At 56.6% G+C, this 12,298-nt stretch carries 9 protein-coding genes; 4 read left to right on the top strand and 5 right to left on the bottom strand.

Annotated features, from left to right (window positions below):
• Positions 1-44 precede the first annotated feature (44 nt).
• The 3 genes from V8L71_RS16105 to V8L71_RS16095 are packed head-to-tail and all read right to left on the bottom strand — an operon-like array spanning position 45 to position 5,799.
• On the bottom strand, positions 45-1,451 hold the full coding sequence (locus tag V8L71_RS16105) for an ATP-binding protein (protein ID WP_336274752.1): 1,407 nt from the start codon (positions 1,449-1,451) through the stop codon (positions 45-47).
• Positions 1,451-4,576 carry an efflux RND transporter permease subunit gene (locus tag V8L71_RS16100; RefSeq protein WP_336274751.1) on the bottom strand — a complete coding sequence of 1,042 codons (3,126 nt, stop codon included), beginning with the start codon at positions 4,574-4,576 and terminating at the stop codon, positions 1,451-1,453. The genes V8L71_RS16105 and V8L71_RS16100 overlap by 1 nt, the downstream gene beginning before the upstream one ends.
• Positions 4,573-5,799 (bottom strand): efflux RND transporter periplasmic adaptor subunit, encoded by a 1,227-nt coding sequence (locus V8L71_RS16095; protein WP_101147473.1) that lies wholly within the window; start codon positions 5,797-5,799, stop codon positions 4,573-4,575. The genes V8L71_RS16100 and V8L71_RS16095 overlap by 4 nt, the downstream gene beginning before the upstream one ends.
• Before the next feature lie 205 nt (positions 5,800-6,004).
• On the opposite strand from V8L71_RS16095, the gene V8L71_RS16090 reads away from it, so the two are divergent.
• Positions 6,005-6,598, top strand: coding sequence for a TetR/AcrR family transcriptional regulator (locus V8L71_RS16090; protein WP_101147472.1), 594 nt, complete (start codon positions 6,005-6,007; stop codon positions 6,596-6,598).
• Positions 6,599-6,627: 29 nt separating this feature from the next.
• Here the strand turns inward: V8L71_RS16090 and V8L71_RS16085 are convergent, their stop codons facing one another.
• Positions 6,628-7,638: a zinc-binding alcohol dehydrogenase family protein gene (locus tag V8L71_RS16085; RefSeq protein WP_336274750.1), complete on the bottom strand. Its 1,011-nt coding sequence runs from the start codon at positions 7,636-7,638 to the stop codon at positions 6,628-6,630.
• Positions 7,639-7,764: 126 nt separating this feature from the next.
• Here V8L71_RS16085 and V8L71_RS16080 point away from each other — a divergent pair, with 126 nt between their 5' ends.
• From V8L71_RS16080 to V8L71_RS16070, 3 genes are all read left to right on the top strand, one after another.
• Positions 7,765-8,649 carry an alpha/beta fold hydrolase gene (locus V8L71_RS16080; RefSeq protein WP_336274749.1) on the top strand — a complete coding sequence of 295 codons (885 nt, stop codon included), beginning with the start codon at positions 7,765-7,767 and terminating at the stop codon, positions 8,647-8,649.
• A 110-nt stretch (positions 8,650-8,759) separates the two neighbouring features.
• Positions 8,760-10,943 carry an OsmC domain/YcaO domain-containing protein gene (locus V8L71_RS16075; protein ID WP_336274748.1) on the top strand — a complete coding sequence of 728 codons (2,184 nt, stop codon included), beginning with the start codon at positions 8,760-8,762 and terminating at the stop codon, positions 10,941-10,943.
• A 95-nt stretch (positions 10,944-11,038) separates the two neighbouring features.
• Complete coding sequence (locus V8L71_RS16070) at positions 11,039-11,254, top strand: DUF2798 domain-containing protein (protein WP_280104383.1); 216 nt, start codon at positions 11,039-11,041, stop codon at positions 11,252-11,254.
• 61 nt (positions 11,255-11,315) lie between these two features.
• Here V8L71_RS16070 and V8L71_RS16065 read toward each other — a convergent pair whose 3' ends face one another.
• Positions 11,316-12,182, bottom strand: a complete 867-nt coding sequence (locus V8L71_RS16065; protein ID WP_336274747.1) for a DMT family transporter — start codon at positions 12,180-12,182, stop codon at positions 11,316-11,318.
• Between the last annotated feature and the right edge of the window lie 116 nt (positions 12,183-12,298).

The raw sequence follows: 12,298 nt of genomic DNA, 5'->3' as shown, positions 1-12,298 counted from the left end.
AAGCATGGCTTAAAACAGTTTTTAAACACGAATTCTGAAAAACATTAATTAGCGGCCAACAAAGGAAAGCGCAGCGTCCAGCGCAGCCCACCTAGCGTGGAGGGAGAGGGCGTCAGCGTTGCACCATGGGCATTGACCAAGGCACTCGCAATAGAGAGCCCTAGACCGCTGCCGCCACTAGCGCGGCTGCGTGATCCTTCCACTCGGTAGAGGCGCTCGGTCAAACGGGCCAGCTCGCCTTCCGGTACCCCCGGCGTACTATCTTCCCAAGTGACTACTGCCTCCCCTTTCTGAGTCGTGAGCGTAACATGCAGCTCTCCCGGCGGCTGGGTGTAGGCGCAGCTGTTGTCCAGCAGGTTGTTCCAAAGTTGGCGCAGGCGCTGAGCATCGCCACGAATCATAATGCCAGGCTCGATCTTTTCCGTCAGCGTTAAACCGCTGTCCACTAACCAGCGATCAGCGTCAGCCAGTCGGCTAGACAGGCAGTCGCTTAGATCCATCGGCGCCAGTTGTATATCCAGCGCGCCCGCGTCGCTTTGGGAAAGCAGACGTAAATCCGCCACTAAGCGCTCTAGCTGACCCACCTCCTGGGCGAGAGAGCTAAGATTTTCCTGGTTGAGTGGCCGGATGCCATCCTGCATGGCTTCGATCTCTCCGCGCAGTACCGCCAGCGGCGTGCGCAGCTCATGGGCCGTATCTGATACCCAGCGGGCGCGGGCATCACGGCTGGCTTCCAGCGTGGCGGCAAGCACATTGAAATCCCGCGCTAGGCGAGAGAGTTCGTCGCGGCCGCGTTCCGGTAGCCGGGTGTGGTAGTCGCCTTCGGTAAGGCGCAATGTGGCGCCGGCCAATGCCCGGGTACGACGCCCCAGCCACCAGGAAAGCCCGCCCGCCAGTAGCAATGAAGCAACGCAGAGTGATATGACGATAAGTACCAGATTACGCTGCTGGCGCTCCAGGAAGCGGCTCTCCATGCGCTCCATCATTTCCCGCGGCGGCCGGAATCCCAGCGACCCGATAGTGGTTTCACCGCTTTGCAGGGTTAGCCAATGCCAGTTGCCCGAGTTTTCGCGCCCGCTGTTCGGCGGCACGACAAAGCGTCCATCTTCCGCGCGCAGGCTAAAGTCACGCGCTTCACCTAGCGGTGAGGGTCGGTCGCGATGCTCCTGGCCCAGTTCAAAACGAACAATAAACGGCCAGCGTTCCGGTGACTGCTCCAGCCACTCCCAGCTCTGCTGGGTTTCCCAGCGTGTGACAAGACCATCTGCCAGCAGCGTGGCGCGGCGCTCCTGAGCTTGGTTGAGATAGTCGAGAAAGCCGCGGTCAATACTGTAGGAGACGGCCAGAAACATACTGGCTGAGATGGCCACATTGACGCTTAGGATAATCACAAACAGCTTCAGGCCCAGCCGAGAGGGCCGCCATTGGCGTATCGCGGTGAGCATGGTCATTAATGAGTGCCCTCCTCGTGGCTAGGGGTAGAGGGAAGAGTTTTAGGCTGACGCGGGGCACTAAGCCGTTCGCGAACATTCTCCATGCCCAGGTAGAGGCAGGGCACCAGAATTAACAGAATAGCCGTAGCGAACAGCATGCCAAAACCTAGCGAAATCGCCATCGGAATCATAAAGCGTGCCTGCCGCGAGGTTTCCAAGATCATGGGTGCCAAGCCCAAGAAGGTCGTCAATGTGGTCATCATAATTGGCCGTAAACGGCGGGTAGCCGCTGCCACGATGGCGCCCCGGGCATCCATGCCTTCGCGGCGTTTACGGTTGGCGTAGTCAATCAGCACCAGCGCATCGTTAATCACCACGCCAGAGAGCGCGAGCATGCCCAGCAAGCTGATAATCGAAAGCCCGAAACCCATAACCATATGGCCAGCCACTGCACCGACAATGCCAAAGGGGATCGCGGCCAGCACCAGCAGCGGCTGCAAATAGCTGCGAAACGGAATGGCGAGCAGGGCGTAAAGGGCGGCAATCATTAACCACATGGAGGTCCTGAGCGTGGCCAAGTTGTCGGCGGTGTCCTGCTGACGACCGCCCATGCTGACCTCAAGCCCTGGCCAGGTTGCTTCAAGGTTGGGGAACACCTCTTCCTGCAGCGTTGCCAGCACCTGGTTAATGGCCAGATCGCTTTCCGAGTCGGCGGTCACGGTAATAATCCGTCGCCCGTTAATGCGCTCAAGGCTGCTAGAGGCCTGACTGATGGTGATGTCGGCTACCCGTGAAAGTGGCACGCTGAGGCCGTCAGGCGTGCGCACCGGCATGCGGTAGAGCTCATTCAGGCTGTCGCGGTTGTCGTTGGGCAGACGAACCTCAACGCTGATTTCGCTGCGCCCGACGTACTGTTCAAGTGCCGTGGCACCCTGAAGAGGTCCGCGTAGCGCTTCGGCTAAATTGCTGCCTGTGAGCCCCAACGCACGGCCCTCGGCAGAAAGACGCATCTCTAACTGAGGTTTACCGTCGCCCAGGCCGCTGTCGATATCGGTGAGTCCATAGCCGCCCAATGTTTCCGCCAAGCGTTCAGCGGCGGCTTCCAATACCTGCGTGTCCGGGTGGGAAAGGCGCAGGCTGAGCGCCGCGCCGCTGCCGGGGCCGCCGACATCAGCCTCAAAACGCACTGACTGAGCGCCGAGCAAATCGCCGGTTAGGTCGCGCCACTCCCGCGCGATGCGCGACGGTGGCCAAGCCTCTAAACTCTCGCTGGCAATATCCAAACGTACTTCCAGGCTTTCGCCGTCCAGGCGACTGCGCGAGCTACTAAAGCTGAGTGTTTCTTCGCGCTCGCTGAGGACATCGGCGGCGTCGAGCAGTTGTTGGCTAAGCTCACGGCTAACGCTGATATTGCTGCCAATGGGCAGCGTTACCGTTGCCTGCACCTGATCCGATTCGACCCGTGGCATCAGGGAAAAACCCAAACGCCCGCTCATTGCCCAGGAGAGGGCGATCAGCAGAATGGCGATGCCCAGCGAAATACTCAGCAGGCGTTGGTTCAGCGCGCGCTGCAGAAACGGTTCGAACTGACGATAGGTGAAGTGGTGCAAGCCGCCCTGAAGGCGCTGGCGAAGTGATTCAAGCGGACGCTGCCACGCTGGCGTTTGGCGCGGTTTGCGGCTATGTGCTAAGTGAGCGGGCAGTATGACGAGCGCTTCCAGCCAGGAGATCAGAAAGACGGTCACCACCACCACCGGCACCGTGGCAAAGATTAGCCCCAAAAAGCCGGGTAAAAACAGCAGCGGCAGGAAGGCGACAATATTGGAAAGAATCGCAAACGTAAGCGGCGTGGCGATCTCGCTGGCGCCTTTCACCGCTGCATCGCGCAGCGAGTAACCCTCTTCCCGGTAGCTGTAGATATTTTCACCAACGATAATGGCGTCATCCACCACGATCCCTAGGGCGATAATAAAGGCGAACATCGACATCATGTTGAGCGAGACGCCGATCCAGGGCAGAAACAGCATGGCGCCTAGAAACGCCGTCGGAATACCCAGGGTGACCCAGAAGGCTAGCCGTGCTTCCAGAAACAGCGCCATGAGTACCAACACCAGCGCTAAGCCCATCCAGGCATTTTTTAACAGTAGGCTAAGGCGGTCTTCGTAAATTTCCGAGCTGTCGCGGGAAATAGCCAGGCTAACGCCTTCCGGCATGCCTGCACGCAGGCGTTCAAGTTCACCGTTGACCGCTTCTGAAATACTGGTTGGGGTTTGATCGCCGATTTGGTACACATCGACGGAGAGACCGGGCTGGCCGTTATAGAACTCTTCGCGATCGGTCTCGGCAAAGCCATCGCTGACCCTGGCGATCTCACCGAGCGCAATCGGAGCGCCCTGGGTGCTAGTGAGTATCGGCAGCTCTGCAAAGGCTTCAGCGCTATTGCGCCGCCCTTGGTAGCGAATTAGCCACTCGCCTTCGGCCGTTGTTAGCTGACCACTGGCAAGGTCAAGCGCCTCTTCGGCGATGCGGCTAGCCAGCTCCTGATGGTCGAGACCAAAGCGCTCGATGGCCTCTTCATCCAGATGGACTTGAATCTCCCGCTCACGGTTGCCGGAAAGCTCAGCACGGGAAATGCCCGAGGTGGCTTGCAGCTCGCCGCGTACATCTTCAGCCGCGTCGTGGAGTGCCTCTAGGCCGACCTGGCCATAAACCTGCAGGCTGAGCACACTGCGAGAGCGTCCCGCCAGGGTGAAACGCGGTGGGTCGGCGGCGCTGGGCAGCGTGGTGATAGCGTTCACTGCCTGCTGAATATCCTGATAGGCGCGCATGACATCAATGCCGTCAATCAGCGTGGCGCTGACGTTGGCGCTGCCTTCGCTGGCCGTCGCGGTCAGCTCGTCGATGCCCTCTACATCGGCAATCGCGGCTTCCACCGGTAGCAGCAGGCTCTGTTCAACGTCTTCTGGCGTCGCGCCAGGATAGCTAATCGTGACTTGCACGACTTCGATGTCAAATTCAGGGAATACTTCCTTTTTAATCGCTAGCGACGCCATTAGGCCGCCGACGATAAACAGCACCATCAATAAGTTGGGGGCTACCCCGTGATCCACCATCCATGCCAATGGGCCGCGTGGTACCTTCATGATTCGTCTCCCGGTTCATCTCCCGCTTGGGCCGGGGTGTCGTTGGGCCGACGAATGCGCACTAGCTGGCCTTCTCGAGGTTGGGCCAAGCCCGCGGTGACGACTTGCTGGCCGGTTTCCAGACCGCTACGAATCAAGGCGTCATCTTCCCCGCGATAAGCCAGCATGACCGGCGTTCGGCGCAGGCGACTTTCCTCATCGACTCGCCACGTTATGTCACCCGGGCGAAGCGCGGCAGAGGGTAGTGATATGAGCTGCTCTTGAATAGCGGGTTGAAAGGACGCACGTAGCACGTCGCCCAGACGCAGAGCCGGGCCGTCGCTCTCTAGCGCCAGAGGGTCGTTTACTGCGATGAGTAGCTGTGCCTGCAGGCCATTCTCTTCCAGGCTGGGCAACATCGACACCAGCGTGCCTTCACGTGTGGCGCCTTCGGGCCAGCCGCGGCTGGTTAACGTCACGCTGCTGCCCGCTTCCAGCCACTGCATCCACTCACCGGGTAGTGAGGCACGCACCCAAAACTGCTCGACGCCCACCAGATGCAATACCTCGGTCCCTTGGCTGAGCAGGCTACCGGCACCGACCAAGCGCTCCTGCACCATGGCCCGCCAGGGAGCGGTGAGGGTTGCGCGTTCAACATTCAGTGCTGCCTGATCGCGCGCCACGCGTGCCTGGGTGAGTTCGGCTTGTGCTTGGCGCAGCTGTGGTTCACGCAGTACCAGCGAACGTCGCTCAGCAGAAAGCTGACGCCCAAAGGATTCGTATTCACTGCGGGCGCGCTGCTGCTCTGCTTGTTCTAAAGCAAGTAACGCTTGCGCATTGGCCAACTGCGCTTCGGCATCTTCCAGGCTTAATGCTAGGTCGGCTTGATCAATAAACGCCACGGCGGCATTCTGTTCAACGACTTGGCCAGGCACCACGCCATCGGCAAAACGCTCCAATTGCCCCGCCACACGGCTGGCTAACATCGCCTCCTGCTCTGCTTCAACGCGCCCAAAGCCGTAAAGATTAGGTGCCTGAACACTCGCGTTTACCGTGACGACATCTACCATAGTAGGTAGAGGCTCCGGCGGAGGGGTTCGCTCAATACGGGGCGGTTGGGTAATAATCCACCAGGCGATCGACAGGGTGCCCACAAGAATCAATAATGCCACCACAGCGCCTATACGAATGCGGCCTCGTTGGTAAGACGATTGGGGGGAAGAGAGGGAGCGTTTTGGTGTCATTACCGCGCGTCATCCGTTGGCTAGGGCGAAAATTCCAGAAAAATAAGCGTATGATGCTAGCATCACGCATTGTTAAGCAGCGATTAGTCAAACAATGTGCAAATAACATGTAATTAACATTTACTTGGCACTCAATCCTTTGGCTTTTACTTACTTGGCTTTCACTCATTTGATAGTAATAGACTGACTGGTCTACTTTAAGTATATGAAAAACAATGTAACCCGCGACAAATTAATTGATAGTGGCGCCCAGCTGATTAGTCAGCAAGGCTACAACGCGACGGGTATTAATGCCGTTTTAAAGGCCTGCGGTGTACCCAAAGGTTCCTTCTATCACTACTTCTCCAGCAAAGAGGATTTCGGGCTGGCGGTGATTGAGCGCTTTGCGGCTGCTTATGACGAAACGCTGGTGGCACTACTGGAAGATAGTGAGACGCCGCCACTTGAGCGCCTGAAACGGTACTTCGCGTCAGGCCGTGACCATATGCACGAGTGCGATCATGCCACGGGCTGCTTGATTGGCAACCTTGGCCAAGAGCTTTCGGGCCAGAGCGACACCTTCCGCGATGCGCTAAATCTTGTGTTTCAGCGCTGGGAACAGCGCTTCGTGCGCTGCCTGCAGGATGCTCAGGCGCGGGGTGATATTGCCAGCCACACCGCACCCGAGGCGCTCGCCAGCTTTATTCTCACCGGTTGGGAAGGTGCCATTCTGCGTGCCAAAACGCTTAAATCCGTCGAGCCGATGGAGCAGTTTGAAACGATTCTGTTCCAGCAAGTACTGGTACGCCCATCGCCATAGCCAGCGATGGACGTGACGTTGAGCGCGTATTAAAAGCCTTCCAAGACCAGTTTGCCAATCGTGCGGTTGCTCTCAATCAGAGCATGTGCGCGCTTTAAATTCTCGGCGTTAATCGGGCCCAATACCTCGCCTAGAGTCGTTTTTAGGCGACCATCATCGACCATAGCCGCTACTTTGGTAAGCAGGTCATGCTGCTTGGCGAGATCATCCGTCGCGAACAGCGGGCGGGTAAACATCAGTTCCCAATGCAGCGACAGGCTTTTCATTTTGAGCTTACGCACATCGATCAGCTCAGGGTCATCAATCAGGGCAAGCTTACCCTGGGGCTTGAGGGCTTCAATAATGGCCTCAAAGTGATGATCGGTCTGGTTAAGGCTAATTACCATATCCACGCCGTCAAAGCCCCCTGCTTTAAGCTCTTGATCAAGCGGCTGGTGATGATTAATCACGGCATCAGCGCCTAGCGACTTCACCCAGGCTTGGCTTTCGGGCCGAGACGCCGTACCAATCACGGTAATATCGGTGAGTTGTTTAGCAAGTTGCACCAGGATCGAGCCAACGCCTCCCGCGGCGCCAATCACCAATAGGCTTTTGCCTTGGGTATCACGCATGCCCAGCTCTAGCCGGTCAAACAGCAGTTCCCAAGCGGTAATGGCGGTTAGTGGAAGCGCAGCGGCTTCAGTGTCAGAAAGGCTTTTCGGCGCTAGGCTGGCGATGCGCTCATCGACCAGTTGAAACTCAGCGTTAGAGCCCTGACGAGCAATATTGCCCGCGTACCACACTCGGTCGCCCGGCTGAAAACGGGTAACGGCGCTACCAACGGCGTCCACAATGCCCACTGCGTCGTAACCCAACACGCGGGGTTCGCCGGTTTCTGGCAGGGCACTGTTGCGCACTTTGGCATCAACAGGGTTTACGGAAATCGCGCTAACTGCAACGCGAATGTCGTGGGCGTCAGGCGTGGGTAAGGGGAGCTCAATGGCTTGCAGCGCATCAGGATGATCAATAGGCAGGCTTTGAGTAAAGGCGAACGCTTTCATAGTAGTTCTCTCGTTAACGATAAGTGGCACCATCATGCCCGGATGTTGTTTTATTAAAAAGAACTCTGCTGCGTAATATCAGCGCAGGCTGAATTGATTCGTCATGACATAAGTCAGGAGCTCACCATGTTTAAAGGGTTTGAAAAACAGACACGTCACGTTAACGGTGTCGACATTACGTTTCGAATGGGCGGCAGCGGCCCGGCACTTCTTCTGCTCCACGGCCACCCACAGACCCACGTCATTTGGCACAAAGTGGCAGAAGAGCTTGCCCAGCATTTCACCGTTATCGCAGCCGACCTGCGCGGTTACGGCGACAGCAGTAAACCCGACGACGATCATGAGCACCTAAATTACGCCAAGCGCGCCATGGCTGCCGATATGGCAGAGCTAATGAGCGCGCTGGGCTTTGAACGTTTTAAAGTGCTGGCCCATGATCGTGGGGCGCGAGTCGCCCATCGTTTAGGCGTGGACCATGCTGAGCGAGTAGACCGTATGGTGCTGTTAGATATCGCCCCCACGCTGGCCATGTATCGCGGTACCACCGAGGCCTTTGCGCGCAGCTACTGGCACTGGTTCTTTCTGATTCGCCCTCAGCCGTTGCCGGAGATGCTGATCCAGAGCGACCCCGCCCAGTATCTGAAAAGCGTAATGGGTGCCCGTAGTGCCGGTATGGCGCCTTTCTTCCCAGAAGCGCTGGCCGAATACGAGCGCTGCCTGTCGCTCCCAGGCACCGCCACCGGTATTTGTGGCGACTACCGCGCCAGTGCCTCCATCGATTTGGAGCATGATCAGGCCGATATCGACGCGGGCATTAAGCTCACCTGTCCGATAAAAGTGATGTGGGGCGCTGAAGGCGCCATTGAAGCTTGCTTCGATGCACTCAGTGAATGGCAAAAAGTCGCCACCGATGTAAAAGGCAAAACACTCCCTTGCGGCCACTATATAGCTGAAGAGATTCCCGAAATACTGCTGGATGAAGCGTTGCCGTTTCTTCTCGACGCTGGATAGGCGATTCGGGAGGCGACTGACCAAGACGAAGCGGGCAAAAAACTGGATAATGGGCCGCAATTCGCCTACTGCCAACTGTTAGGCACACTCATTGCTCCGGATGCCCGCTCATGGAAATCAAAGTTAACTATCTCGACAACCTCCGCCTGGAGGCCAAGTTCGACGATTTTACGGTTATCTCCGACCAGCCAATTCGCTACAAAGGCGACGGCTCGGCACCAGGGCCGTTTGACTACTTCCTGGCGTCGTCTGCCATGTGCGCGGCCTACTTCGTAAAGGTTTACTGCAACGCTCGAGACATTCCCACTGAGAATATCCGTCTTTCCCAGAACAATATCGTTGACCCGGAAGACCGATATAAGCAGATCTTCAAAATTCAGGTCGAGTTGCCGGAAGATATTTCTGAAAAAGATCGCCAGGGCATTCTGCGCTCCATTGACCGCTGCACGGTGAAGAAAGTGGTGCAAACTGGTCCCGACTTTCAGATCGAGACGGTAGAGAACATAGACGAAGATGCCCAAGCGCTGCTTATGGGCGCACCGGAAGGCAGCAGCACCTATATCGAGGGTAAAGACCTGCCGCTGGAGCAGACCATCGCCAATATGAGTGCGATCCTGGCTGACCTGGGCATGAAGATTGAGATCGCCTCCTGGCGCAATATCGTGCCTCACGTTTGGTCGCTGCATATTCGCGATGCGGCCTCACCGATGTGCTTTACCAACGGCAAAGGCGCGACCAAAGAGAGTGCGCTTTGTTCGGCGCTGGGCGAGTTTATCGAACGCCTGAGCTGCAACTTTTTCTATAACGACCAGTTTTTGGGTGAAGAGATTGCCAACAGTGAATTTGTTCACTACCCCAATGAGAAGTGGTTCAAGCCGGGCCCGAACGACGAGCTGCCCGCAGAAATTCTCGACGAGCACTGCCTGGCCATTTACAACCCGGAAGGCGAGCTGTGCGGCTCCAACCTGATTGATACCAACTCCGGCCGTGAAGACCGGGGTATTGTATCGCTGCCGTTTGTACGCCAATCCGACGGCGAAGCGGTCTATTTCCCCTCCAATCTGATCGAAAACCTGTTTCTTAGTAACGGTATGAGTGCAGGGAATACTCTGGTAGAAGCCCAGGTGCAGTGCCTGTCAGAAATTTTTGAGCGGGCGGTGAAACGTGAAATCCTCGAGCAGGAATTAACCCTGCCGGATGTGCCGCAGGAGGTGTTAGCCAAGTACCCGAGTATCGTCGAAGGCATTAACGCCCTGGAAGCACAGGGCTTCCCGGTGCTGGTAAAAGATGCCTCCATGGGTGGGCAGTTCCCAGTGATGTGTGTCACATTGATGAACCCGCGCACCGGCGGCGTGTTTGCCTCCTTTGGTGCCCACCCGAGCTTTGAAGTGGCACTGGAGCGCAGCTTGACTGAGCTGCTGCAGGGCCGCAGCTTCGAAGGCCTGAACGACCTGCCGCTGCCCACCTTCAATTCGCAGACAGTCTCTGAGCCGAACAACTTCGTGGAGCACTTCATCGACTCGGTCGGCGTGGTCTCCTGGCGTTTCTTTAGTGCCAAGCCTGACTTCGAGTTCAGCGAATGGGACTTCTCTGGCAGCAATGATGAAGAGGCCGAGACGCTATTTGGCATCTTTGAAGAGTTGGGCGCTGAAGTGTACATGGCGGTACACGAAGACCTGGGCGCACCGGTGTGCCGTATTCTGGTACCGGGCTACTCCGAGGTATATCCCATCGAAGATCTGATCTGGGATAACACTAATAAGGCGTTGGATTACCGCGAAGATATTCTCAACCTGCACCGCCTCGACGACGATCAGCTCACTGATCTGGTCGAGCGGCTGGAAGAGAGCCAGATGGATGACCATGCCGACATTATTACCCTGATCGGCATTGAGTTTGACGAGAACACCGTCTGGGGTCAGCTGACGATTCTGGAACTGAAGCTGTTGGTCTATCTGGCGCTGCAGCGTCATGAAGAGGCGCTGGACTGTGTGCAGATGTTCCTCCAGTACAATGACAACACCGTCGAGCGCGGCCTGTTCTATCAAGCAGTGAGCGCGGTGCTGGAAATTGTGCTGGATGACGAGCTGGAGCTAAACGATTATCTACATAGCTTCCAGCGCATGTTTGGCGAGGAAACCATGGCGGCCGTCGTGGGCTCGGTGAGTGGCGAAGTACGCTTCCATGGCCTAACGCCGACTAACATGCAGTTAGAGGGCCTTGAGCGCCACCAGCGCCTGATCGATAGCTACAAGAAGCTCCACGCTGCTCGGGCGGCGAAAGCGGGTAATTAAGCGTTAACCAAGATCAATGACAGCTCATCTCTGCTGGTGCGACGGCACCAGCGGAATAGCTTTGATGTACGTACAACGGTAGTTAAGGACTTTCTATGAAACATAGAATTATCTTCGCAATTCTCATGTCGTTTACGCTGTCGCTGATTATGTCCGCCTGGGTGACCTATGTGAATATTGGTACGCATGCTGACTTTGTCGGTATCTGGATGCATGCATGGCTGTTGGCGTGGCCAGCCGCAGGGATCATCGCGTTTATCAGCGGACCCTTTATTCATAAATTAGCCCACCGTATTGCCGAGAAGATCTAACGAACCAATGGATAGGCGCTTGCAAAGAGTGCTTACAAAGAACACTTGTGAAAAGCTATGCCTAGCTCGATGTAACGCTCAGTGCGGTGACGGTCACCAGGATCAGTCCCACACCGACTATCTGAATAACACCCAAGCTTTCATTTAACACGGCGACCCCAAATAGGGTGGCCGTGATTGGTTCGACCATGGCCACCATGGAGGCGAGCGCTGGCGTTGTACGTTTTATCCCCGCGATATACAGCACAAAAGACACGCCTGCACCCAAGAGGCCGAGTGTTACAAATAGAGGCCAATCCGATGAGCCCAGGACGCTCACAATCTGCCCCGTATCGCTTGGCACAACGAGCATGATGGCCAGTACCGCGAAGGCGATCGTCAGTATTGCCTGGGGGCTGCCATGGGGTGCAGCGTATTTAAAGCCAAAAATGAAGGCCGCATAAGAGAGTCCGGCAAGCAGCCCGGTAGCTACGCCCATCAACGAGAGGCCGCTAGCACTAATGGCATACAGTTTGGTTAACAGCACCACACCCACCATTACTAGCACGATGGCTAGCCACTTGGCAGCGGTGGGGCGCTCAAGCTTAAGGGCAAAGGAGATCAGATAAACAAATACTGGGGCGCAGTACATCAAGGTAGCCGCGACCGCCACGCTGCCATGATCAATACTGATGAAATAGAAAGTGAAGTTGCCCGCTACGCCAAGGCCCGCCACCACCGACCAGAACCACAGCTGTCGACTAGCTAAGCCGCTATGGCTGCGTTGCAGTAGAAGCCACGCCAGCGCGCAGAGAAGCCCTACAAAACCACGATAAAAAGAGACGACAGAGGCATCCCAGCCGCCGTCTAAAAGAATGCCTGCGATTCCCCCTGAAATACCCCAGAAGAAGGCCGCGAGCGCGATCAACATACTGCTGGCACCTGCCATATTTCACCTTTCGTCCTTGAGCGGTAACACCTAGGAGTAATAGGTGTTTGCACGCATTCCCTTTGCTTAATGATGCTCTTGGTCTGCTACCTGCAAACCCTAATCTTGCCACCTAA

Origin of the sequence: Vreelandella indica (assembly GCF_037070225.1) — a bacterium.
GTDB lineage: Bacteria > Pseudomonadota > Gammaproteobacteria > Pseudomonadales > Halomonadaceae > Vreelandella > Vreelandella arctica.
Note: the sequence above shows the minus strand (reverse complement) of the source record. Positions and strands in the feature narration are given on the sequence as shown.

Excerpts from the sequence above, each read along its gene's own strand:
- V8L71_RS16105 (WP_336274752.1), bottom strand. The coding sequence starts at position 1,451 with ATGACCATGCTCACCGCGATACGCCAATGGCGGCCCTCTCGGCTGGGC.
- V8L71_RS16100 (WP_336274751.1), bottom strand. The coding sequence starts at position 4,576 with ATGAAGGTACCACGCGGCCCATTGGCATGGATGGTGGATCACGGGGTA.
- V8L71_RS16095 (WP_101147473.1), bottom strand. The coding sequence starts at position 5,799 with ATGACACCAAAACGCTCCCTCTCTTCCCCCCAATCGTCTTACCAACGA.
- V8L71_RS16090 (WP_101147472.1), top strand. The coding sequence starts at position 6,005 with ATGAAAAACAATGTAACCCGCGACAAATTAATTGATAGTGGCGCCCAG.
- V8L71_RS16085 (WP_336274750.1), bottom strand. The coding sequence starts at position 7,638 with ATGAAAGCGTTCGCCTTTACTCAAAGCCTGCCTATTGATCATCCTGAT.
- V8L71_RS16080 (WP_336274749.1), top strand. The coding sequence starts at position 7,765 with ATGTTTAAAGGGTTTGAAAAACAGACACGTCACGTTAACGGTGTCGAC.
- V8L71_RS16075 (WP_336274748.1), top strand. The coding sequence starts at position 8,760 with ATGGAAATCAAAGTTAACTATCTCGACAACCTCCGCCTGGAGGCCAAG.
- V8L71_RS16070 (WP_280104383.1), top strand. The coding sequence starts at position 11,039 with ATGAAACATAGAATTATCTTCGCAATTCTCATGTCGTTTACGCTGTCG.
- V8L71_RS16065 (WP_336274747.1), bottom strand. The coding sequence starts at position 12,182 with ATGGCAGGTGCCAGCAGTATGTTGATCGCGCTCGCGGCCTTCTTCTGG.